The following is a 24979-nucleotide window of genomic DNA, read 5'->3' as shown; positions in this document are numbered from 1 at the left end:
ATCCTCCATAATTGTAGTGAAATAGTCTAAATATCTATCGACTACAATTATAGGCAAAACTTGAGGATCAGGAAATCCGCAGGAATATTTAGCGCTTACGAATCAACTCTATTATTTCTTTAATTTCTGTAGATAAAACACTGCTTTTATTTAGTGAATATCTCAATATGTCCTCGCTCAAAGATTCCACACCTGCTTCAATGCAGATTTCCGTATCTTTCAATTTATTTCTTATTGAAGTAAGCTTTTCTGGAGTTATAGTATTTAGATGGGTTTCGATCACTACTTTCTTAAATTGCCTTTCCTTTAGCATCTCAAGAATCATAATCAATTCCTGGTTTGATATTTCATTAGTATCCAACACACTGCCAGATGTCTCAATCAAAAGGCTCTTAACGCTTGGCTTGATCTTGCTTAATGCTTCTGCAAATTCACTGACTACATCATCAACATCATCTCCTTCCCAATAGTCACAGCAGGTACAACTTCCTACTTTAGAATAAGCGCAGCCTCTGGTCTTTAACCATATCTGCACAAACTCTCCTGCCTCAAAAATCGTGTACTTTAAGTCTGAAGGTATCTTTGGCCTGCCTTCTCGTATACGTTTCGTGATGGTTGTCAGTAATGGATTTCCTTTTTCTAATCCATGTTTTAATATAAAGTCTTTTTCTCTCATAATCTTTTTTCAATAGCTCAATACAGGTTCTAAGAGTTAAATCACTCAGTTTGATATTCCCTTATCAGCTATCAAATATCCTTCTCCTCTCTTTACATTTAATGCAAATGCTGTCATTCCAAATATCATAATGATGCATCCGCTGCACAACATTCCACTCAATATTGAATTGTCCAAACAGAACGTCATCACAGGAATCAAAATAATTGAAATAATAGAGATAACAAATCCCTTAAAACTCGATATACGTCCCTTTACTTCGTGTGATATCCTGTTCTGCAATGTTGTTTGATAAATAAGTCCAGAATATCCGTTAAAAAAGCCTATAGTTAAAATAATCACCACTGCTAAAGGCGTAGTTCTGCATACGCATAGCGCAAAATATGCTAATCCCTGAACCATAATTCCTATCCAACTGGACACTTTAATACCAAATTTATCTTTTACTTTCCCTACTACAATTCCGATAACAATTGCCCCTACTGTAAAAGCGCCATCAAACAACGAAACTTTATATGTACTATTCAGATACCACGCACTTACCATAGGCACTAATAAAATATTAAAAAAATTAACTACCAGCACATCTGCAGAACTAATTACAATGTGCCATTTTAATGTTTTATCTCTTCTTAACAAGCTCATTATCTCGGCCCAATCTTCAAAAACATTAATGCTATTATTTCTCGAACATGTTTCCTTCACATAATTAAACTTTATAAAAATTACAATAATTGCTGACAGCAAAAATGTTAAACCATTAAGCATAACTGCCACGCTTGTTCCAAATAATACTATTGTAGGCGCTACAATCACTGTCCCAAGCAGTAATCCAAATTGGGTTAAAGTTGAATTTAAACCGTTCACTTTTAATAAATCACTTTGTTCTCTGACTAGCATAGGAATTAATTTAAAGAAGCATGAACGATACACCGTGGTTATAAAACTTATAAGCGCTACACAAATTCCCACCAGAACAACCGGTACGTCTGATTTAAGCATACTTATACTTAATACAAAAAAAATTACTGCCCTAAGCAAATCACATAACAAGTATATTTTTTTTGGATTACTCCTATCTATAATCGTCCCCGTAATAAACTGGACCAAAAAAGAAATTATATAATCCAGAATTACAACTCCGCCAATCAAAGCCGCACTATTCGTTTTATCATATATCCATTTATTAATGGCAATAACTTGTATTCCATTTCCAACATTAGAAATAAAAACTGCAACTAATAACAAAATTAGATTTCTTGATAATTTTGATATATCTTCTATTCCCTTAAAATATTTGCACATTATAACCTTAATTGATTAATTTCAGAAGAAAATTAATCTGCTGTCCTTTCTTTTTGTTAACTAATGACACAATACATTCATATTCTGTTGTCCTAGCTGCTTTTCTCTATCATAAAATATTTGTTATAAATTTCTGTAAATCTTTTTGGGCTAACTCTGTCAACTTATATAATGCCGCTATTTTTTTCGATGAGACGCCTTTATATTTTGCTTTTATCACCGCCTTAGTCCTCATGTAATCATCATCTCCTAAAAAGGCAATTATTACTCCGGCAACACTACGTTCGATATCATTTAAAGCGTCATTCATTTCATCCGTTGTACAGTAATTTCCGATTATTTCATTTAAACCAGTATCAGAGCACTCCTCTTTTTCAATTTCCATTTTTTCTTTCCCATTCGAAGATACATTTTTTTGCATCTCGTCCATATTCTCGTCAGATTCATCATAACATATAAAATATCCGTACCTATTAAAATTGCTGATGGTTTTTGCCATCTTCGCCCCTTCACTAATTTGAATATTTAACTCTTTCACGTTTGGGTTTTTCTCGATAAGAGGTATATTTTTTATTTCTGCAAACCCATCCTTTTCTGCATAAAAATATCGTATAGATGCTTTTTCAGTAACTGGTTCTTTTACAACCGGCATTCTTCCCATCGAAAGCAATATCGATGCTTCATATAGATTTATACCTTTCGCAGCTTCTACTAAAGACGCAATATTATCGCCGCCAATTCTTGCATTTACCTCTACTATTCTAGGTCCTTTCGACGTTAATTTAACCTCTGTATGTGTAACTGTATAATTTACTCCTAATAGCTCATTGGCCTTTGTTACAATATCTTTTATCTTTTCTTCGTTATTTTGAGAAACCATAGCCGGCACTGTATGACCAATTTCTATTGGTTCAAATGGTGATATAACCTTTTTTTCAGTTATCGCAATAATCGAAATACTGCCATCGTAGGCCATTGCTTCCACACTATATTCTGGCCCATCCAAAAATTCCTCAATTAAAAACTCTTCATCCAATTTCTGATCAACTAAATTAACTTCTGTGTTTTTGAGCTTTTCTACTGCAAGAACCACATCCTCTTCTGTCTTGCAACAAAAAATATTTTCACTTCCAGCATCATTTGAAGGTTTTATTACAACTGGTAATCCATTTACTTTTACAAATGCTTTTGCTTCTTCTAAAGATGTAATGGTCCTATATTTAACTGCTTCATCACCCAAGTTTTCCAAAATCTTTCTTGTAAGTTTTTTATTTCTGCAATTAACAGCGGCCTGATAAGGTATTCCATATGGAAGACCTAATGATTCTCTAATACGTGCAACGATAGGAACACGATATTCATTAAAAGAGAAAACAGAAACGATATTATATCTTTTTCTTACATCTTCTATCTTGTTCATGACTTCTTCAGCATCATTTAAATTTATCTCAATACAAGCATCCGATTCTAAAGCTTTGTCCATGCTTATCCAGGTATTGGAATTAATCAACAGACTTTTATATCCCAATTTTTTTATCATCTTTAATTCAATTCCTGACAATAAAGTTGCTACAACTGCTATATATTTATCATTTTCCATTTCAATTTTTCCTCCACGAATTTATTAAACTCTTGATTCCTTAAAATACGGCGGCAATGTATCTACCGTATTAATTCTGGCATCTAACCTTTTTTCTAAGTCTATAAGATATTCTTCTATTTCGTCACCATAACTCACTACATCTTCTGCGATTTTTTCACAGTATCTACATTTTCCACAATTGCTATCACAGCTTGGCCTATTGTTTTTAAAATGCTTCAAGAAATTATTTAATTTTCTATTGTCAACATATATATCTTGAAACGGAAGTATCAAATCCCACATATTTCCAGAATAGCTTCCCCTAGCGTATGCTTCCACAATATTTATGATCCATTCTGTCGGAAATGTTCTTCCTGCTATTTTTATTGAACTTATTCCTATTTGCTCGTATTCGTTTAGATCTTCTGGTCGTATCCAGGGACTCTTTATTACTTGAGACTTATCTGTGAATCTTATTCTGTCACACGCAACAGCTCTGTAATCTGCAAACGGCTCTTCCCAACCTCTTTTCTTTCTTGCCTGCCAACAAACTAAATCAGAATGATACATTTGATATGGGCAATTATGGAGGCAAAGAGAATTAGCCAATAACTCTAACTCAAATGGAGCAATGTCAACCATATTCTTTAACAGCTCAAAATTTCTATTGATAAATCGACTCAAAGTAATACAGGCAACCTTAGGACCCATTTGATTTATTAAATTTATATGCTGAATATCTCTTATATCCAACATGGTTGACATTTTGACTTCTATGTGTGGAAAATGATAATTAATCAATTCTCCTAAAAATGGAATTGATACAGTAATCATTTCCACTCCCAAATTTACAATTCTTTCTATTTCACCAAGTAACTCTTCCCTATATGTAACATCATGCTCTTTTCCCCCCAATGACGGCGAATTTGCCACAAAATTAAACTTAACTCCAAGTTTTTTTATCTTTCTTATGTGTTCTTGGGCATACTCTTCAGATATGTTTGGAGTTTCAAATCTCCCTGATCCTATTTTCGTTAAAAAAGCCCCGTATACACTTCCTACTTTATAGCAATAATCAGACGAACTATTAATTTCTCTAATTTTATCAACAATCCGATTGTCCCAATTAGTTGGTATACTTAAATACATATCATTCCCCTTTTTTGTTATTTTGTATATCTTATATTATTGTAAACAAATAAAACAGGGCATACTGTGAAATATTAATTGCACAATATGCCCTGTTCATTCAGGAAATTTTATATAAACTTGTGTAAAATGTATGTCAACCCAATTGGCGACAAATAAATATTTTGTATGTAGGAAGGTACATTTATGAAAAAATTTTTTATCATGTCACTACTTGTTTTTTTTCTTTTTATTACTACAATGCCTGTAAACACATCAAATTGCAACTCCATTGAAATTGCTTGCATTACCGGCCCGTATCATTAGAAGAACTTGAAGGAGTACTTGTGATTTCATTTTGATAGAATTGTCTCATTATATTGATTGTGTCCTCATTTTCATGGTAATAGTTTCCTAAAGCCAAAGCCTTTTCAATATAAGCTTCAGCCTTTTCTTTCAATTTGAAATCACCCGTTCTTTTCCACAAATAATAGTAGTTCCAGCCTATATTAAAGATAAAAACATACATTAAATCTTGTGTTGTATTATTTTGCATCCAACGTATAGTATCTAAACATGTTTTAATGCTATCCTGATAGTTCCCAGATAAGCCAAGGTAATTTGAATAATTCAAACAGATTTTATTACATATAACACTGTCTTGATTATATATGAAGTTTTTAAAATATTCCATCAGATCTTTATATATATTTAGCGCTAAATCCCTTCTTCCCAAATCCCAATATCCAATTGCAATATCATTCAATATATACAGTTCAGTTTCATTATATATATTAGTTAATGAAATCTTTCCACTTGAATAATCTCCTATTGACTCCATTAATAGATCTTCTAATTCATGTATATACAGTTCCCCTCTATCCATACTCATGAATAATTTTATGCGCCCTAAAAACTGTTTTTTTTCAATCGTATTATTTATCTCCATTCCAGACTCGTATTTTTCTAATCTAATGTTAATCTCTTCTAATTTCTTATCATGCAATAACTTTTCAAACTCTTCGTAACAATCGTTATCGCTAAAAAGACTTATCTCATGAGATACAACCATCCCTTGATTTTTTATATCTAGTTTCTCTAATATTAAAGAAAGTTTTTCAACCGATGGGTCCACTTTTCCTCTTTCATATCTTCCTAACGTAGTTTCATCGCATATCCCCCAGGCCAATTCCTCTATCGTCTGATTCTTTTCTACCCTTCTTTTTCGAATCGTCCCACTTTTATTAAATAAATTCATATTACTCTCCACTATATATCTATCATTTTATCTATTTCCAACAATTTTTCCTCATCACACGAAAGAATTTCCCCCAATAACTTCTTGCTTCGTAAAATTTCAGATACACCAACATACTGAAAAATTCTACGTTTATACGTTAAAACATCCTCTAACATTAGTACAAGCTTTCTATCTTCAACTCCTTTTTTATTATTTACTATTTCAAGCGCAACTTTATCATAAAACCTTAATTTCAATATATTTTTATCCCCAAGTCTAGTGATATAATAATATAATTCAAATAATAACTCTTCATCAAAGAATTTATTTGAACATAGATACAGGATTATTTCCATCTCCATAACAGTAAAAACCGGACGATTATCTGACATGAAATCGAGTTCTTTAGTTATCAATAAAGCTTCCTTTAACTTATTTACTGCTTCTGACTTTTTATTTGAAAATAAAAAAATTAGAGCCTCTGTTCTTAAAATATATTGTAAATGAAGTTTATTTCCATATACAATACTTAACTCTTTATATTGATTTATAAATTGCTCAACTTCATCTGTCCTTCGCTTTCTGAGTTTTTTTTCTATTTTAAACCTTATTTTCACACAATCAATCTCATCCGCAGAAGCCATGTATGATATTTTTTCTGGATTTTTTCCTATACGCTCTAATAAAGCATCTATCATAAACTTATTAGGTTCAATTTGACTATTTTCATATCTTCCATAAGTCGAAGGACTGCAAAGACCTTTACAAACTTCATTTTTCATTAAACCTCTATTATTTCTTTCTTTTTCTAATACCTCTCCAATTTTCATATTTTGCATCCTTGTTTGTATAATAAGTCCCCACGGTGATACCTGCGCTATTAATGGACAGTAATTTACCGCTATCTTAGCATCCACCTGATGGGCAAACTCTTTTGTTTTGGTCTGCTTCTCCTGTGGTGGCATTGCAAATAGTATTTAAAACATATATATCATAACCTTTTTTTTCAATAATTTCAACTAGCTCTTAAAGATCCAGCAGCTCCTCAATTGTCTGGTTTTTGATTTTCCGATTTTAGAATTCAACAAGTGCACATATAATATTCCAATGTGCACCTGCATATATTGGAAACAGAACATCGAAAATTAATTAACTGCTATATTAATGCAGAATATGCTTTCAAGAACGCCGGACAAAAAACGCAGGCGTAGTGGTCTACGTCGAGGCTTTTTGTCCTGTGCTATCAGAAGTACAGACAAGTGAAAATGTCAGTTAATAATTATTCGATGTACTAGTGTTCCACAACATCCCCCGGAAATTGAATTCCTGCCGCTATCCGGGCGGATTCTATAATTTCCATAACCATTAACATAACCTTCAGATTCCTGTCATTCCCGGCATAATCGTCATTCTGAATCATTTTTGTCATATTCCGGATCTCATAAAGCCAGCGGTTGGAATTTTCCTGATGATTGAACGTCTCCTCTTGTTCCCTGGTTACCACTTGCACTTCCGCAAGGCCGTTGCTGCCGCCTTTGATATAAATGTATCCGTTTTCCCCTTCAATCTGGACATAATTCACGCCCCAGGTATCCTTTGCCCCGGCTGCTTCACTGATAAATCCGTCGTACTGCATCACAAGAACGCCGGAAGTGTCGGCAAGACTGCCGTAACGGTTGGGATAGTAGGTAAAGGACTGGGGCATTCCAAATAATGCCGCATTCAGGTACACATTGTAGAAATTGATATCCATCAGGCAGCCGCCGCCGAATTCAGGATTGAAGATATTAGGGACTTCGCCTTTTTTTACCAGATCATAACGGCTGGAATACTGGCTGTAATTGCTGAGCACAAGCTTGATTTTGCCCACTTTGGGAATCTCCCGCTTTAAGATTTCCAGATTCGGCAGAAACGCCGTAGGCACTGCATCTATTAAAAACAACCCCCGTTCTCTGGCAAGCTCCACAAGTTCCCTGGCCTGCTGGGCCCTGGTGCAGAAAGGCTTCTCGCAAATAACGTTTTTTCCGGCAAGAAGCGCGGCTTTTGTCTGTTCGTAATGTAAAAGATTGGGAGACGCCACATAGACAAAGTTGACGTTTTCATCCGCAAACATCTCATCCAGGTTCGTGTATACTTTTGACACGCCGTATTGAGCCGCCAATTCCTGACCTCTCTCCCGGGTTCTGGAATATACTGCAGTGCAGGCGATTCCTTCTGTCATCTGAACGGCATCCAAAATAGTATGGACAATGGGGCCGCTTCCTATGGTTCCAAGACTGATTTTTTCCATAATTCTGTTCTCCTTATCTGCAAAATGATTTGCCCGATCCAGATCAAAAACTCACTTCAGTCATGGATTCCCATAACCTGAAGTGAGTTTCTGTATTTCCCTTATCAGGGATAACCTGCTTTATTTATTATAGCAGACAATCTTGCCGAAATCTGCTTTCAGAGAAGCGCCGCCAACCAGTCCGCCGTCGATATCCGGTTTGGAGAACAATTCTGCCGCATTTCCTGCATTTACAGATCCGCCGTACTGAATACGGATTGCATCTGCAGTTGCCTCGTCATATACTTCTTTGATGCAGGCACGGATTGCTGCGCAAACTTCTTCTGCCTGGTCGGAGGTAGCAGTCTCTCCGGTTCCGATTGCCCAGATTGGCTCATAGGCAATCACTGCGCCCTTTGCCTGTTCTGCAGTTACATTCTGGAATGCAATTTTAATCTGCATACGAATCCAGTCAATGTAAATGCCCTGTTTTCTCTGTGTCAGAGACTCTCCGCAGCAGATAATCGGAGTAATGCCGTGTTCAAATGCTTTCAGAACTTTCTTATTAACTGTTTCGTCTGTCTCAGCAAAATACTCTCTTCTCTCAGAATGGCCGATTACCACGTATTTCACGCCTGCGTCTGTCAGCATATTGGGAGCGATTTCTCCTGTATATGCGCCGCTTTCCTCAAAATACATATTTTCTGCGCCAATGTTGATGTTGGAGCCTTTTGCTGCTTCCATTGCAGGAATAATGTCAATGGCCGGCACGCAGAATACTACGTCCACATCCTCGTTTGCCACCAACGGTTTCAGTTCATTTACCAGAGCAACTGCTTCGCTCGGAGTTTTGTTCATTTTCCAGTTGCCTGCAATAATTTTCTTTCTTGCCATAATCTTATCCTCTTCTTAGATTTTATTTTCAAAAAGTCCCCATGCCTGCCAATTTCACAGAGCATTTCAAACTTTCTGCCATTTTTAATTTTATTTGTTGGTTGCTGCCGCCACGCCTGGAAGCTCTTTGCCTTCCAAAAATTCCAGGGAAGCTCCGCCGCCGGTGGAAATATGGCTCATCTTGTCGCCGAAGCCCAGCTGATTTACTGCTGCTGCAGAGTCTCCGCCGCCGATAATGGTGGTTGCATCGGTTTCTGCAAGCGCTTTTGCCACTGCAATGGTTCCTTCTGCAAGCGTAGGATTCTCAAATACACCCATAGGCCCGTTCCATACAACGGTCTTTGCAGATTTCACTGCCTCTGCAAACATTTCTGCAGTCTTTGGCCCAATATCGCATCCTTCCCGGTCTGCAGGCATGTCTTTTGCATCATACATAATTACGTCTACCGGAGCGTCAATGGGATTGGGGAATTCTGTAATTGTTGCAGAATCTACCGGAAGCAGTAATTTTTTGCCAAGCTTCTCAGCTTTTGCAATCATTTCTTTACAGTAATCTACTTTGGTGTCATCCACCAGAGATTTTCCGATTTCGTATCCCTGCGCTTTTAAGAAAGTATAAGCCATGCCGCCGCCGATAATCAACGTATCGCATTTTTCCAGAAGGTTGGAAATAACATTCAGCTTATCCGCTACTTTTGCGCCGCCTAAAATTGCAACGAAGGGTCTTACCGGATTCTCTACTGCATTTCCAAGGAAATCAATTTCTTTCTGCATCAGATATCCAACTGCTGCAGTATCCACCAATTCTGATACGCCTACATTGGAGCAGTGCGCTCTGTGAGCGGTTCCGAACGCGTCATTTACAAACACATCGCAGAGAGAAGCAAGATCTTTGGAGAATGCTTCGCCGTTTTTGGTTTCTTCTGCACGGTAACGGGTATTTTCCAGTAAAATCACTTCGCCGTCCTTCATAGCCTCTACAGCTGCTTTGGCATTGGGGCCCACCACTTCCGGATCAGCGGCAAATTTCACTTCCTGTCCCAACAACTCTGTAAGTCTTGCCGCCACCGGAGCCAGAGACAATTCCGGTTTGGGTTCTCCCTTTGGTTTGCCAAGGTGAGAGCAGAGAATTACTTTTCCGCCGTCTGCAATCAATTTCTTAATGGTGGGAAGCGCTGCCACCAGACGGTTCTCGTCTGTGATTTTTCCTTCTTTCAAAGGCACGTTAAAATCGCACCTGCAAAGCACGCGTTTGCCCTTTACATTGATGTCGTCTACTGAAACTTTATTTAAAGACATAATACATTTCCTCCTGTTTGATAATGTAAACCGCTTTCTGTTTCATATGCATCAAAAAGAGCCCGGTCCTTAAAAGACCGGACCCTTTTTGAGTCTTAGGAGCGGTTCAGAGGAACTGAGCTCTGAACCGTTCTGTATCTGCACTCTGACAGCCTATCGCTTCAAAAGCAGTCTGCCGTGCAGGATTTTAATTCTTATGCTAATTCACTGAAATATTTGATTGTACGAACCATCTGGCTTGTGTAGCTGTTCTCATTGTCATACCAGGAAACAACCTGTACTTCAAATAAATCATCAGAAACCTTGGAAACCATGGTCTGTGTAGCGTCAAATAAGGAACCGAATTTCATTCCCACGATATCGCTGGATACGATTTCATCTTCATTGTATCCAAAAGATTCATTAGCTGCTGCTTTCATAGCTGCATTGATTCCGTCTACAGTTACATCGTTGCCTTTAACAACTGCTGTTAAGATTGTGGTGGAACCTGTCGGAGTCGGTACACGCTGTGCAGAACCGATTAATTTGCCGTTTAATTCCGGAATAACAAGGCCGATTGCCTTAGCAGCGCCTGTGCTGTTGGGAACAATATTCACTGCTGCTGCACGGGATCTTCTCAGATCGCCTTTTCTCTGAGGTCCGTCTAATGTCATCTGATCGCCTGTGTAAGCGTGGATGGTGCACATAATACCGGACTGGATTGCAGCATATTTGTTCAAAGCGTCAGCCATAGGAGCCAGGCAGTTGGTGGTACAGGAAGCTGCGGAGATAATGGTATCTTCTGCCTTCAATGTCTCATGGTTGGTGTTGAATACAACAGTAGGAAGGTCATTTCCTGCCGGAGCAGAGATAACAACTTTACGTGCGCCTGCATTGATATGAGCCTGTGCTTTGTCTTTGGAGGTGTAGAATCCGGAGCACTCCAGAACAACGTCTACCTTTAATTCTCCCCATGGGCAGTTATTTGCATCCGGGAAAGCGTAGATCTTGATTTCTTTTCCATCTACAGTAATGGAATCGTCACCAGCAGTTACTTTGTCTGCCAATGCATATTTTCCCTGAGATGAATCATACTTTAACAAGTGCGCCAACATTTTAGGACTTGTTAAATCGTTGATTGCTACTACTTCGTACCCTTCTGCACCAAACATCTGTCTGAATGCCAAACGGCCGATACGTCCGAAACCATTGATTGCTACTCTTACTGACATGTTAATTCCTCCTAATTTTGAATGAATTTTGTTTTTTCTTTGGATATATTACCCAACTTGTCTATATTTTAACTAATATCGTGGAAAAATTCAAGGGGCTTTTTTAACTTTGTTAAATTTTTCATTATCTCGTACTTTTTTTGGTGAAAACATACATTGACAGACTCCCATCTGTTTCGTCTGATCCGAATTTCTATTTGACATTGCCCGCCGTCTGAATTATGATCTTTTTAAATCCGACATACGAAAAGGAGGACATTCTCATGCTTTGGGACACACATATGCATACGCATTTTTCCACAGACAGCCAGGCAAAGCCCGAAGAAATGATTCAGGCTTCCATCCGGGCAGGGGTGGACGGCATCTGTTTCACCGATCATCTGGATCTGGATTACAATGCATCTCAGACAGAATTCAACCTGGATATCCCCGGATACTTTCAGGAAATGCAGAGAATTCAGCAGCATTATTCCGGTAATTTCCCTGTTCTGGCCGGAATAGAAATCGGGCTGCAGCCCCATCTTGCAGACCGGCTTCCTCAGATCATTGAAAGTCATCCCTTTGACTTTGTCATCGGTTCTTCCCATGTGGTACACGGCCAGGACCCTTATTTTCCGGAATATTATCTGGAAAAAACAGAGATGGAAGCATATCGGGAATATTTTGAATCTATTCTGGAAAATCTGGCTGTATTTGACTGTTTTGACGTATACGGACATCTGGATTATGTAGTCCGCTACGGCCCCACCAAAAATGAAAATTACACTTATGAGCAGTTTTCAGATGTATTAGAAGAAATTCTGCGTATTCTGGTGGAAAAAGGCAAAGGTCTGGAGCTGAACACCGGAGGCTTCCGGTACGGGCTTGGCCATCCCAATCCCACAGAACCCATTCTGAAACGCTATCGGGAACTGGGGGGTGAAATTGTCACAGTGGGGGCAGACGGACACAGGCCGGAGCACGTTGCTTTTGATTTTGCGAAGGTTCCGGAAATATTGAAGCAGGCGGGATTTGAATATTATACGGTGTTTCAGGGGAGAAAGCCGGTGTTTTACAGGCTGTAGGCTGAAATTACTGCAAACGGATTAACAGCTTGTCTTTGGATACGGACGGAAATACCGGATCGCCCTTTTGCACGCAAACCGGGCCATGCCCTCGAATTGTTTGCTTAGCCAAAGGGCGATCCGGTATTTCCTGTGTATCCAATTACGGTTTGTTTGCCTTTACTTATTCTGCCAATGGATGAAACAGTATTTCCTGTGTATCCAAATATGGCTTGTTCGCTTCAGTAAACATTCGCAACTATTTTTCTTCAGTAAACATATTTTCATTCCTTTCATTAAAAGCTGCTATATTCAAAATAATTTTATTTCTCCAATTCTCCAGTCTTGCTGCCATCTGCAAGGCTGTACTCCTCAATTCTGCCATTGGCGCACATCAGATAAAAACGTTCTCCGATATAGGTTCCCCGCACTGAATGGGAGTAAACTTTGCTGTCACTGCAGTCGATTTTCATTTTCTCCTGGAAAGCGCCGTCTGCATACGTAAACAATACATACTCAAGACGGTAATCCTCTTCGTAATCTTCCGCAGAAAAGCCGAAGAGATTCTTGTCTGTGTCAATAAACACTGATTTGTAGTCATACAAAGCCATGGCGTAATCGTAGGGCAGCATAAGTTTCGACTGTTCTTTCACATCTGAAGGGTCAGAAATATCAAACATAGACAGTTTCATTCCGTCTGTGGCCCCGGTTTCTTCGTCTGCCTCCATGCCGATTCCCAGAAGAAGATTTTCTCCATAAAAATGCAGGTATTCTGAAAATCCGCTGATTTTCAGTTCTCCCAGAACCTTCGGCTTTTTGGGATTTGACAAATCTACAGAAAACAGCGGATCGGTCTGTCGGAATGTGACAAAATAGCCGGCGTTTCCCATAAATCTTGCAGAGTAAATTCTCTCGTCTTTTGCCAGATTTTCAATCTTTCCTGCTGTTTTTAAATTTTCATCCAATACATACAGGCTGTTGGAAGTCTCAACATCAATTCCGTCATTGCCTATCACTTCACCAGTAATATCGTCCTTTACCTCCTGTACATTCTGGCTCTCTACCGTGGTTACCATGCGAAGATATCCTTTGTACTCGTTCATTGCCATATCATCCAGCAGAATTCCCTTTACCGTACCTTCCGCCTCTTTTTTCATAATTCCGTCCTGATAGGAAAAACGGAATATTCTGGTGCTGTCGCTCTGTTTGCCCTCTGTTCCGTAATCTACATACATACTGTCCGTCACATAAATACTGTTTTGGCTGACATAAAACCTGTCTGCTCCCGTCACAATAGCTGTTGTATCCGTAAATTGATCCGGCTGTTCCATATTGATGGAGGCCATCACCAGATAGGCCGCCGTCTTTGTATCTTCCGGCAGATAAATCTTCTCCGGCGCCAGAGGCTCCCCGTCAACTTCGGGAATATATGCCTGATAATCTTTCTCCAGTCTGGGCCGGTAAGCATTGCAGGCCGTAAAAAAGTACAGATATCCGTCAGAAATTCTGGAATCCCTGTAAGTTCCTTTTAACGTAAAGGTGTGATACAATTCCGGATTCTTCCGATCTTCAATATTATAGATATGAATTTTGCTGTAAGACATTTCCCTGTAATCCTCTCCCGGCCCATAAGAAAATATCTCATCCACAACCCCTTTTACACTGTCCAGGAAATTCCCGCTTTCCGAATCTTCCTCCTGTACCTCATTGACCCAGCCGCTTTCCACTACTACCAGACTGTCCTTCCACACATAGATTTGCTGAATTTCATGATCAAATTCCTCAATTCTGGACGCTTCTTTCAACCCGTCCCTGGTGTCTGCAATCTGCACTGCCTGTCTGCCGGTCCGATCCTCAAAAACCACCTGGTAAAGATACCGCCCGTCATTTTTAATAATATCAGCTTCCTCAACTTCTGCTTCCTGCTGATTGGTTTTTCCATAATCCTTGGAACCGGAGCTCTCCTTGGGACTGCTGTTTTCCACTCCTGCATCTTCCACTGTACTCTCCGCAAACAGCTCTGCACCGCCTTCTCCTCCTGTATCTGCTCCTGCAGAATCCGTTGAGCGTTCTTCTACATAGACTGTCATTTTATCCTGTTCTTTCCAGATGTCTGAAAATGCATCGTACAATTCCTGATAGGAAGCTCCTTTCTCTGTTTCCTTCCCGGCCCCTTTTTCCTGAGACTGCTTTGTTTCCAGTTCTTTTGGAACGCCCCGTTCCCAGTCTATGGATCGGCCTGCTGCAAACAGCACCACTGCCAGAAAGGCAGCGGCCGAAGCTGTTGCGCACCACCATTTGCGGTAACTCTTTTTCTCTTTTTTCTCTTTCATAGACCTTCCTCCTTTCTCCTCCATGGCCTGTTTCAGCCATTTTTCCATCTGCCTTGGCTGCAATTTGTCCGGAATCGGCTCTGATTCAGCAGCTTGTTTCACATATTCTCTTATGGTTTCCTCTGTCCATTGCTCCTTCAATTCCTGCTTTTCCATCATCACACCTCCAGCTTCTTTTTCATTTTTTGAAGCGCCCTCCGGTACTTGGAACGGATGGTACTGTGATTCATATTCAGCATATCCGCAATTTCCTCGCCGGTATATCCTCCCAACACAGAAAATGCCACAATAAACCGTTCCTCTTCTTCCAGTTCTCCAAAGACCTGTTTTACCGCAGATGCCATGGCAAAATCTGTTTCCTTTGACAGAATTCTTTCCTGCTCCGGAGATATCTCCTCAATATCTTCCTCCCTGCGAAACCAGGTCTGCATTCTTTTTTTGCATCTATTTGCCAGAATGCGCATGATCCAAGGCCCGAATTTGTCTTTCTCTTTCAGCTGGTAAAACTTCTCATAAGCAGCCAGCGCCGCATCCTGCACCGCATCTTCCGCTTCCTGCCGGTTTTGCAAATAAAACAGGGCTGTACGGTACATCTGCGGATAAATTTTTTCATAACACCGCATAAATTCTTCCATATGAGGCTCCCTCCTTAAGTAAAACGGATATCCATAATCTATACGCAAGCGTATACGAATCTGACCAATGATTTGCTGTTCTTTCTGAAAATGAATGAATTCCTTTTAGTGCGGACTTCTTATTATTCCTGCGGTTCAATATTTCTGGATACGGAGGTCACTGCTGAAATCCACTCTTATCTTTTATGAGTCTTTTTTCTTCTGAAATGTTGCATCCCTGAAAATAAATTTTTATTTCCCTGCAGTAATATTGAACCGCCGGAGTAAGATTAACCTGTCATCCAAAATACAGGCAGATACCCCGGAGCATGCTGAAAAACTGCTCCGGGGCACCTGCCTGCACCTGTTTTAATCCTTAAATTGTCAGCAAATCATCGCTCCGTCCACAGACAATACTTCCCCAGTTACATATCCTGCCAAATCGCTTGCCAAAAACAGGAAAGCATTTGCCACATCCTCCGGTTCCCCTACCCTGCGAAGAGGAATTGCCTGTATCATAGGCTGTATCACTTCATCCGGCAGCGCTGCCACCATATCCGTTTTCGTGATGCCGGGCGCTACTGCATTGACCCTGATATGATACGGCCCCAGCTCTCTTGCCAGAGAAAGGGTTAAACCGTTTACTGCAAATTTGCTTGTAGGGTATGCAACCCCTGCCGGCTGTCCGTTTCTGCTTACCATGGAACTGGTGGAAATGATGCATCCTCCGCCCTGCTCTTTCATAATGGCCACTGCGGGCAGTACGGCATGAAAGATTGCATTGACATTCAGGTTCATCACCTTTTCAAAGTGTTCAGCTGTGCAGTTTACCGTAGGGGTATTGTCAGAAATTCCCGCATTGTTTACCAGAATGTCAATTCTGCCATACTTCTCTTTCACAGCATTGATCTGAGCTGCCACTGCCGCTGCGTCAGCCAAATCCGGCCAGGCCCCTTCCACCGGCCATTCTGCATTCTCTTCTTTCAGGGAAGCAAGAGCTTTGTCTACCGTTTCCTGACGGGAACCGAAAAGAACTACCGTTGCGCCGTTTTCCAGAAACTTCTTTACCGTGGCATAGCCAATTCCCCTTGTTCCACCTGTAATTACTGCTATTTTTCCTTTTAACATATGGTCTCCTTTCTCGCTTCATACACGATATAATCAAAATATAATTTCATATTCTCATTATATCACTGTTTGGCCCAATGATACAGATTAATTTCATCCGGATTTTCCGAAACGCTCCGAAAGTCAAAACCCATACGCTGCATGTCAGCCCTCCGCCATGCCAAGTCCCGGCATTTTCCCGGTGTAAAGCTGATAATATTTCCCCTGCTGCGCAATCAGGTCATCATGGGTGCCGCGTTCAATCACCCGTCCCTGTTCCAGTACCATAATGCAATCGCTGTTGCGGACAGTAGACAGCCTGTGGGCAATTACAAAGGTGGTTCTTCCTTTCATCAATTTATCCATCCCGTCCTGTACCAGACGTTCTGTTCTGGTATCAATGGAACTGGTTGCCTCGTCCAGAATCAGCACCGGCGGATCTGCCACTGCCGCCCGGGCAATTGCCAAAAGCTGCCTCTGCCCCTGACTTAAGTTGGCACCGTCCCCGGTGAGCATGGTCTGATAGCCTTTGGGCAGCCTGCGGATAAACTGATCTGCATTGGCCAGTTTTGCAGCGGCAATCACTTCTTCATCCGTAGCGTCCAGTTTCCCATATCTGATATTCTCCATTACCGTATTGGTAAAAAGATGGGTATCCTGCAGCACAATGCCCAGAGACCGGCGCAAATCCGCCTTTTTAATCTTATTGACGTTAATTCCGTCATACCGGATTTTTCCGTCCTGAATATCATAAAACCGGTTGATCAGATTGGTTATGGTGGTCTTTCCGGCTCCGGTAGAGCCTACAAAAGCAATCTTCTGTCCTGCATTGGCAAACATTTTCACATTATGCAATACAATTTTCTCTTCATTATATCCAAAGTCCACATCATCAAACACCACGTCCCCGGTCAGTTCAATATAATCCGTCGTTCCCTGGGCCTGATGGAAATGCTTCCAGGCCCACAGCCCTGTCCTCTGTTCTGTCTCCGTCAGGACGCCGTTTTCTTTTTTTGCATTCACTAAAGTCACATAGCCTTCATCTGTTTCCGGTTTTTCATCCAGAAGGGCAAACACACGCTCTGCGCCTGCCATTGCCATCACCACGCTGTTTAGCTGCTGACTTACCTGATTGATAGGCATATTAAAGCTTCGGTTAAAGGTCAGAAAGCTGGCAAGTCCTCCCAGCGTAAATCCTCCGATTCGATTCAGCGCGAGAATTCCTCCTACCATAGCGCAGACCACATAGCTCATATTTCCAAGCTGCAGGTTCACCGGCCCTAACATATTGGCAAATTTATTGGCATTATTTGCACTGGCAAACAATTCCTCATTCAATTCCTGAAAACGCTTCCTGCTTTCCTCCTCATGACAGAATACTTTCACGACCTTCTGGCCTTCCATCATCTCTTCAATATATCCGTTGACCTTACCCAAATCCCTCTGTTGGGCAATGAAATATTTACCGCTCCTGCCTGCAAATGTTTTCGTTGCAAAAAGCATAACTGCCACCATCAGAAGCGTCACCAGCGTCAGCGGCACATTCAGGAAAAACATGCTGATTAAAACACTTATCACGGTAATGCCGCTGGATAAAAGCTGCGGCATACTCTGGCTGATCATCTGACGCAGAGTATCAATGTCGTTGGTATAGACAGACATAATATCCCCATGAGAATGGGTGTCAAAATATTTGATCGGAAGGCTCTCCATATGCGTGAACATATCATCCCTGAGATTCTGCAGCGTTCCCTGGGTCACTTTTACCATCAAACGGTTATATCCCCAGGTAGAAAATGCTCCAATTCCATAAATCAGCGCCACCTGGAAAATAGCTGCCGCCAAAGGTCCGAAGTCCGGATGTTCCGCTCCAATCATAGGCAGAATATACACGTCTATTAAAGTCTGCATAAATAAAGTTCCCCGGACATTTGCAAGCACCCCTGCCAGAATGCCCGCAACCACAAATATAATGTGAAATTTGTAATTGGCTAAAATGTATTTCATCAATCTGGCAAATAACTTTCCCGGATTTTTAATCTTTGGTTTGGGACCACGCGGGCCTTTCCCCATCGGGCCTTTTGGCTGCGTTCCCTGGCTCCCCGTATTTTCCTGTCTGGAATTCATCTTCTCTTTTCCTGCTTCTGCCATTATTTGTCACCTCCCGGCTGATCAAAGTCTCCTCCGCCCCCTGTCTGGGACTCATAAACGTCGCGATAAATTTCACTGCGCTCTAATAATTCCTCATGGGCGCCGAAATCTGACACCCTGCCGTTATCCATCACAATAATTCTGTCTGCATTCTGCACACTGGATACGCGCTGCGCAATAATCAGCTTCGTGGTATCCGGTATCTCGGTGGCAAAAGCATTCCGAATCCTGCTGTCAGTGGCGGTATCCACCGCACTGGTAGAATCATCCAGTATCAGAATCTTCGGTTTTTTCAGCAAAGCCCGGGCAATGCAGAGACGCTGTTTCTGCCCGCCGGATACGTTGCTTCCCCCCTGTTCTATGTGTGTATCATACTGGTCGGGAAACTGTTCAATAAATTCATGGGCGCAGGCCATTTTGCAAACTCTGACGCAGTCTTCTTTCGTTGCATTCTTATCTCCCCACCGGAGATTTTCCAGAATTGTGCCGGAAAACAGCACATTCTTCTGAAGCACTACAGAAACCTGATTCCGCAGCTCTTCCATATCATATTTTTTTACATCAATGCCTCCCACGGATACGCTGCCTGCTGTCACATCATAAAGCCGGCTGATCAGGTTTACAAGACTGGACTTGGCGCTTCCGGTTCCGCCGATAATTCCGATGGTTTCACCTGCATGGATTTCCAGATTAATATCCCTTAATACCAGTTCTCCCCCTTCCCCATTCCCGGTTTCTGACAAGGGCTTTGAATAGGAAAAATCCACATGTTCAAAGGTAATTCTTCCGTCCGGCACTTCCTTTACAGGATGTTTTGGGTTAGACAATGTGCTCTTTTCATTGATTACCTCTGCAATACGTTCAGCGCTTGCCGCACTCATGGTTACCATTACAAAAATCATGGACAGCATCATCAGGCTCATCAGAATATTCATGCAATAGGTCATCAGACTCATCAGCTGCCCTGTGGTCAGCTGATTGCTCACAATCATTTTGGCCCCAAGCCAGCTGATGGCCAGAATACATCCATATACGGCAATCTGCATCAGCGGCGCATTCCAGGTTAGAATCTTCTCCGCTTTGGTAAACATCTGATAAATATTGCCGCTGGCCCTGGTAAATTTCTCATTTTCGTAATCCTCACGCACATAAGCCTTTACCACACGGATTGCTGAAACATTTTCCTGCACGCTGGCATTCATATCATCATATTTGGGGAAAATCTGCTTGAAATACCTCATCGCTTTTCCCATAATCAGAAACAGGCAGAAGCCCAGCACAATCACTGCAATCAAATAAATACTTGCCAGTTTTGCATTGATGAAAAAAGCCATGGCCATGGCGGTAATCATACTGATGGGCGCACGCACACACATACGCAGAATCATCTGATACGCATTCTGTACATTTGTAATATCCGTAGTCAGCCGTGTGACAAGTCCGGCAGTGGAAAATTTGTCAATATTGGCAAACGAAAAACTCTGAATATTGTCAAACATGGCAAACCTTAAATTCCTTGCAAGACCTGTGGCCGCGCTTGCGCCGTATTTGGCTCCCAACATGCCTGCCATCAGTCCCAAAACAGCCAGTATCATCATTACTGCTCCTGTTTTGTAAATATAATTCATATCTCCCTTTTCCACTCCGTTGTCAATAATCGCCGCCATCAGCAAAGGGATCAGCATTTCCATAATCACTTCCAGTATCATGCAGGCAGGGGTAATCAAAGAATCCTTCTTGAATTCCTTCACCTGCCCTAAAATCGTCTTTATCATTCCAGTTCCTCCTGTATTCTCCATATATCAATCACCTTCCTTTTGATTCCCGGCAGCAAAAAGCCTGAAATCACTGCATGCGATATCCGCTTCCAGGTTCTCTTTTAACTTCCCTGCCACCGCAAGAAATACTTCCAGTTCCTCAGGCGCAATGTTCCGTTTGCACCGCTCTTCCAGTAAATCAATATCGTCAATATGCTGCTCATGAATGTTCCGGCCTTTTTCCGTCAGAACCAGTTTTTTCAAACGGCCGTCTTTTTCCACAGATTCCCTGCAAATATATCCCTTTTTCTCCATCAGCTTCACGATGCTTGTAACCGTAGATCTTGCAATGGAAAATTCTGTCTCTATATCCTTCTGAAATATATCTCTGTCAGCATTCTCGTACAGAAATCCCAGAATCCAGCCATGCATCACAGTTACCTCATCCATTCCTTTCTGACTGGTCTCATATGCAAACATATTGCGAAAAAACAGATTATCCAATGTCTTAATCTGAAAACCCAGCATGTCTTTTCGATTCATTTCATGGTGTTCCTCCTTCAGTTCCGCAGTATTCCCAGAATGGCTGTTTGGCCATATCACAGGTATGCACATAACATAATAGTTTTATATCAAACTATTATATTCAGATAAATTTTAATGTCAAGAAGCTTTTTAAAAATTAATGACTGATAGAAACTGAAAAAGAATCTGCGCTCACAGACTGCATGACACGGCAACGCGCAATCCAGGCAAAACGAGCATAGAAATCCGTAAAACAGAAAAAACTAAGTCAGCTTATGTACATACATCCGGGACAGTTCCGTCTCTCCTTCTCCCTGAACCATGCACAAAAATTCCCATCCATAACGCTCGTAAAAAAGCGTATGGTCTGTCAGAAGATACAGGGTATTGATGTTTTTTTCCTTCATATCCCTGCATGCGAAATTCAGCAGCTCACCTGCAATGCCCCGGCAGCGAAACTCCTTTTCCACATACACAGCGCAGACATTGGGCGTCAAATCCTTTCGTTCATGAAAATCATTGGCTATGATGCCAAGTCCGCCTATGATTCTGTCTGAAGCTCTTTCTGCTTCTTCTGTACCGCCCATGGCTTCCTGTTCCCGACAGGCCGGGCAGGCCTTGAGATTTCTGTTCTCAACTGCCACGTACCATTGGGGAACAGGACGCTGGTTCTTCAGGCATTCCTCCATGCTCTCCCGATAGGCTTCCACCGGAATCTGCCATTTCTCATGAAACCATTCAGCGGCATCCTCCAGTAAATCCGGACGCTGCCGAATTGGTATGATTGTGTAATCTCTCATAATTTCCCATCCATTTCTAACAAGGTTTTTCTAATGCTAACACAAGAATTTTCATAAGTCAAGTACTTTTCGAATATATGTTCTAAAAACACTTGACATACAGGAGTGCAGATATATGATGGAAATTAAGATTCCCGTAGGACGTTCCGGTTTTGCAGATATTCGTAAAAACGGATACTACTTTGCAGATAAAAGCGGCTTTATTGAAGAATTGCTGAAAACAGACGCCACTCAGGTAACATTAATCACCCGCCCCCGCAGATTTGGGAAAACACTGGCAATGAGCATGCTCGCGGAATTCTTCGATGTGCAAAAGGACAGCCGGAAATTATTTCTTGGACTCTCAATCGCATCCAACACCCAACTTTGCAAGAATTGGATGAATCAGTATCCCACACTGTTTCTGTCATTCAAAAATGTGGACGGACTGGATTTTCCCAGCGCATATGCACAGCTTGTATCTGTACTGGCAAAACCCTATAAGAGCCATCTCTATCTGACGGAAAGCGACATGAAAATTTGCAGTAATCACCGGATGTTTGAGAATTGCAAAAGAAAGTATTTTCACCGGAACCAATAATTTTGTCTCTGATACTATTTCCGATACCCGCTTCAATGAATATTTCGGATTTACCCGGCCGGAAGTAAGCCAGCTGCTTCAATATACAAATCTCACAAAACACACAGCGCAAATGAAAGAATGGTACGACGGCTACCGTTTTGGCGATTTTGAAATTTACTGTCCCTGGGATGTGGTGAATTATGTAAATTCTCTGATGTCAGACCCATCCTCCCCACCGAAAAATTTCTGGGAAAACACCAGTGATAACAGCATTATCCGCACCTTTCTGGACAGAACGGACTTTGACGTCAATGACAAATTTGAGACGCTGCTTGCAGGAGGATACATTACAGAAGAAATAGAAGAGAACTTAACTTATGACGTTCTTGAGTCTTCCGAAACGAATCTGTGGACCCTTTTGTATCTGTCTGGTTACCTGACCAAAGCTTCGCCCCGGAAATTTTCAGAACAACCTTTGCCGCCCTGTTTGAAGCAAAACATGCCCACTCAGAAACATCTATGGAAGAAGAATGCATAAAAGCCTTACAGCAAATAGAGAACAAGCAATACGGCAGAAAATAGAACAGGATAGATTTCGAAATGTATGCAGACATGGAATCGCATTTTTCCAAAAGCAATGTCTGGTTAAGGCAGATTCATGAAAAACCAACCGTTTCCGCACGCGTTCAAAACGGTTGGTTCCACTCCTCTTTCCCATGGTCTTACTCCGGCGTTAAATATATCAGAAAAAAATTCCAAAACTGTCAGGCGTTACTACACTCCGGAATAAGCTGAATACCCTGCATCAATGGGAAGCACTACTCCAGTGATTGCGCTTGCCGCCTTATCATCACAAAGGAAGAATACGCCGCCCAAAAGCTCTTCACCTTCCACAAAACGTCCCATAGGCGTGCCTGCCAGAATCTTGTTGGAACGGGGCGTAGGCGTGCCGTCCTCCTGAAAGAGCAGTGCACGGTTCTGGTTAGACACCAGAAATCCCGGGGCAATGGCATTGCAGCGGATGCCTGTTCCTGCAAAATGGGTGGCAAGCCACTGGGTAAAATTAGATACCGCAGCTTTTGCTCCGGAATAGGCCGGTATTTTTGTCAGCGGCACATAGGCGTTCATGGAAGAAACATTCAGGATACAGCCTGATTTTCTGTCTGCCATTTCTTTTGCAAACACCTGGGTGGGCAGCAGCGTCCCCTGGAAATTCAGTTTAAAGACAAAGTCCACGCCATTGGGATCTAAATCAAAAAAGGTTTTCTGACCCTCCTTTTTTTCATGGTGGTATTCATTGTCCGTGGTGGCCCGGGGATTATTGCCGCCGGCTCCGTTGATTAAGATATCGCAGGGACCCAGATCTGCTGAAACCTGCTGATGAACGGCCTCCAGTTCTTCCAAATCAAGGACATTGGCTTTGTAGCCTTTACAGGTATATCCCTCATTGGCACATTCTTCCTCCAGTTTCTTCACTGCCTCCTCATTTAAATCCAAAGCCGCAACTCTGGCCCCTGCCTGGGCAAAGGCTTTTGCCATGGTGCCGCAAAGCACTCCTCCGGCTCCGGTTACTACGACGGTTTTTCCTGTAAAATCTATCTTTAAAGGTAATTCTAACATGATGTTTTCCTTTCTCTGCACTTCAAATTATTTACTAAGGGCTTCTATATTGCGGGGACGTCAAACCCGAAGTAGTCCCGGGTATTATAATAGCTCATGTTTCCAATAAGTCTCTCTAGCTCCCCTTCGTCTGCAGGATACTGTCCGCTTTCCACCCACTCTCCCACCAGTTCACACAGCACACGGCGGAAGTATTCATGGCGGGTGTAGCTTAAAAACGAGCGGGAATCTGTCAGCATTCCCACAAAACAGCCCAATACGCCGTTGGCGGATAATTCCGTTAACTGGCTGCGCATTCCAAAGCGGTGATCATTGAACCACCAGGCGCTTCCCTGTTGGATTTTCCCGGTGACTCCTCCGCCCTGGAAGCAGGCCATAATGGTGGCAAGGGCAGTGTTGTCCGTGGGATTTAAAGAATACAGGATAGTTTTGGGCAGTCCTCCGTTTTCCAAACATGCATTCAAAAGAGGCGCCAGTGATTCCACTCCGGAGCGGCTGTTGACCGCATCGTAGCCGGTATCCGGGCCAAGCAGCCCAAACTGGGGCTTATTGACGTTCCTCAGACAGCCGAAATGAATCTGCATCACCCAGTTTTTCTGAAGGTATTTTTCAGCACAGGCAATGGTAACTGATGTTTTATAGGCGTCGGCAAGTTTCCGGTCCGGACACTTTCCTTCCATTGCTATAGCAAAAGCATGATTGGCAGCCATCTTGTCCGGCTTTTCATACATGCAGTAATCCAGGCCGTGATCGGCGCAGAGGCAGCCGTGATCGGCAAAATAGTCAATCCGTTCACCCAGGGCAAGGGCAACATCCTCCGCCGTGTTCAGCTTTCTGCCCACTGTTTGGGACAGCTTTTCGAT

At 41.7% G+C, this 24979-nt stretch carries 22 protein-coding genes; 3 read left to right on the top strand and 19 right to left on the bottom strand.

Annotation, left to right across the window (positions count from 1 at the left end; genetic code table 11):
* Nucleotides 1-88 precede the first annotated feature (88 nt).
* The 10 genes from ACTO17_RS17210 to gap all read right to left on the bottom strand — a co-directional run bounded on the left by ACTO17_RS17210 (nucleotide 89) and on the right by gap (nucleotide 11604).
* On the bottom strand, nucleotides 89-676 hold the full coding sequence (locus tag ACTO17_RS17210; protein WP_482558791.1) for a hypothetical protein: 588 nt from the start codon (nucleotides 674-676) through the stop codon (nucleotides 89-91).
* A 45-nt stretch (nucleotides 677-721) separates the two neighbouring features.
* Entirely contained in the window at nucleotides 722-1924 is a 1203-nt protein-coding gene (locus ACTO17_RS17205; RefSeq protein WP_172536271.1) for an MFS transporter, read from the bottom strand.
* 166 nt (nucleotides 1925-2090) lie between these two features.
* The gene (locus ACTO17_RS17200; RefSeq protein ID WP_482558790.1) at nucleotides 2091-3581 is read right to left on the bottom strand and encodes an ATP-grasp domain-containing protein; all 1491 of its coding nucleotides are present in this window, start codon (nucleotides 3579-3581) and stop codon (nucleotides 2091-2093) included.
* Between the two features lie 24 nt (nucleotides 3582-3605).
* Complete coding sequence (locus tag ACTO17_RS17195) at nucleotides 3606-4712, bottom strand: U32 family peptidase (protein ID WP_482558789.1); 1107 nt, start codon at nucleotides 4710-4712, stop codon at nucleotides 3606-3608.
* A gap of 286 nt (nucleotides 4713-4998) precedes the next feature.
* A complete protein-coding gene (locus tag ACTO17_RS17190) occupies nucleotides 4999-5949 on the bottom strand; it encodes a helix-turn-helix domain-containing protein (RefSeq protein ID WP_172536268.1) in 951 nt (316 codons plus the stop codon).
* 11 nt (nucleotides 5950-5960) lie between these two features.
* Complete coding sequence (locus tag ACTO17_RS17185) at nucleotides 5961-6761, bottom strand: helix-turn-helix domain-containing protein (RefSeq protein ID WP_482558788.1); 801 nt, start codon at nucleotides 6759-6761, stop codon at nucleotides 5961-5963.
* A 461-nt stretch (nucleotides 6762-7222) separates the two neighbouring features.
* Nucleotides 7223-8221, bottom strand: a complete 999-nt coding sequence (locus ACTO17_RS17180) for a Gfo/Idh/MocA family protein (protein ID WP_482558787.1) — start codon at nucleotides 8219-8221, stop codon at nucleotides 7223-7225.
* 120 nt (nucleotides 8222-8341) lie between these two features.
* Nucleotides 8342-9094 (bottom strand): triose-phosphate isomerase, encoded by a 753-nt coding sequence (gene tpiA / locus ACTO17_RS17175; protein ID WP_172536264.1) that lies wholly within the window; start codon nucleotides 9092-9094, stop codon nucleotides 8342-8344.
* Nucleotides 9095-9184: 90 nt separating this feature from the next.
* Nucleotides 9185-10393, bottom strand: a complete 1209-nt coding sequence (locus ACTO17_RS17170; protein ID WP_172536263.1) for a phosphoglycerate kinase — start codon at nucleotides 10391-10393, stop codon at nucleotides 9185-9187.
* Nucleotides 10394-10587: 194 nt separating this feature from the next.
* Complete coding sequence (gap, locus tag ACTO17_RS17165) at nucleotides 10588-11604, bottom strand: type I glyceraldehyde-3-phosphate dehydrogenase (protein WP_172536262.1); 1017 nt, start codon at nucleotides 11602-11604, stop codon at nucleotides 10588-10590.
* Nucleotides 11605-11867: 263 nt separating this feature from the next.
* On the opposite strand from gap, the gene ACTO17_RS17160 reads away from it, so the two are divergent.
* A complete protein-coding gene (locus tag ACTO17_RS17160) occupies nucleotides 11868-12668 on the top strand; it encodes a histidinol-phosphatase HisJ family protein (protein WP_172536261.1) in 801 nt (266 codons plus the stop codon).
* A 302-nt stretch (nucleotides 12669-12970) separates the two neighbouring features.
* On the opposite strand, the gene ACTO17_RS17155 is transcribed toward ACTO17_RS17160, so the two are convergent.
* From ACTO17_RS17155 to ACTO17_RS17125, 7 genes are all read right to left on the bottom strand, one after another.
* On the bottom strand, nucleotides 12971-15139 hold the full coding sequence (locus tag ACTO17_RS17155; protein WP_482558786.1) for a beta-propeller domain-containing protein: 2169 nt from the start codon (nucleotides 15137-15139) through the stop codon (nucleotides 12971-12973).
* Nucleotides 15139-15615, bottom strand: coding sequence for an RNA polymerase sigma factor (locus ACTO17_RS17150; RefSeq protein ID WP_172536259.1), 477 nt, complete (start codon nucleotides 15613-15615; stop codon nucleotides 15139-15141). Before ACTO17_RS17150 ends, ACTO17_RS17155 begins: the two co-directional genes overlap by 1 nt.
* Before the next feature lie 363 nt (nucleotides 15616-15978).
* A complete protein-coding gene (locus ACTO17_RS17145; protein ID WP_482558785.1) occupies nucleotides 15979-16722 on the bottom strand; it encodes an SDR family NAD(P)-dependent oxidoreductase in 744 nt (247 codons plus the stop codon).
* Nucleotides 16723-16866: 144 nt separating this feature from the next.
* Nucleotides 16867-18828 carry an ABC transporter ATP-binding protein gene (locus ACTO17_RS17140; RefSeq protein WP_482558792.1) on the bottom strand — a complete coding sequence of 654 codons (1962 nt, stop codon included), beginning with the start codon at nucleotides 18826-18828 and terminating at the stop codon, nucleotides 16867-16869.
* Nucleotides 18829-18851: 23 nt separating this feature from the next.
* Nucleotides 18852-20627 carry an ABC transporter ATP-binding protein gene (locus ACTO17_RS17135; protein ID WP_172536257.1) on the bottom strand — a complete coding sequence of 592 codons (1776 nt, stop codon included), beginning with the start codon at nucleotides 20625-20627 and terminating at the stop codon, nucleotides 18852-18854.
* 27 nt (nucleotides 20628-20654) lie between these two features.
* Complete coding sequence (locus tag ACTO17_RS17130) at nucleotides 20655-21152, bottom strand: MarR family winged helix-turn-helix transcriptional regulator (RefSeq protein WP_482558784.1); 498 nt, start codon at nucleotides 21150-21152, stop codon at nucleotides 20655-20657.
* 245 nt (nucleotides 21153-21397) lie between these two features.
* Nucleotides 21398-21934 (bottom strand): GNAT family N-acetyltransferase, encoded by a 537-nt coding sequence (locus tag ACTO17_RS17125; protein ID WP_482558783.1) that lies wholly within the window; start codon nucleotides 21932-21934, stop codon nucleotides 21398-21400.
* A 115-nt stretch (nucleotides 21935-22049) separates the two neighbouring features.
* On the opposite strand from ACTO17_RS17125, the gene ACTO17_RS17120 reads away from it, so the two are divergent.
* Together ACTO17_RS17120 and ACTO17_RS17115 are read left to right on the top strand one after the other, a co-directional pair.
* Nucleotides 22050-22514, top strand: coding sequence for an AAA family ATPase (locus tag ACTO17_RS17120; RefSeq protein ID WP_482558782.1), 465 nt, complete (start codon nucleotides 22050-22052; stop codon nucleotides 22512-22514).
* Nucleotides 22474-23034: a P-loop NTPase family protein gene (locus ACTO17_RS17115; RefSeq protein ID WP_482558781.1), complete on the top strand. Its 561-nt coding sequence runs from the start codon at nucleotides 22474-22476 to the stop codon at nucleotides 23032-23034. The genes ACTO17_RS17120 and ACTO17_RS17115 overlap by 41 nt, the downstream gene beginning before the upstream one ends.
* 236 nt (nucleotides 23035-23270) lie before the next feature.
* Here ACTO17_RS17115 and ACTO17_RS17110 read toward each other — a convergent pair whose 3' ends face one another.
* Together ACTO17_RS17110 and ACTO17_RS17105 are read right to left on the bottom strand one after the other, a co-directional pair.
* Nucleotides 23271-24116, bottom strand: coding sequence for an SDR family oxidoreductase (locus ACTO17_RS17110; protein WP_482558780.1), 846 nt, complete (start codon nucleotides 24114-24116; stop codon nucleotides 23271-23273).
* Between the two features lie 44 nt (nucleotides 24117-24160).
* A partial coding sequence (locus ACTO17_RS17105; protein WP_482558779.1) for a glucuronate isomerase occupies nucleotides 24161-24979 on the bottom strand: 819 nt, incomplete at its 5' end.

This window comes from Petralouisia sp., assembly GCF_056822245.1.
This window is presented reverse-complemented; position numbering and strand designations above follow the sequence as displayed.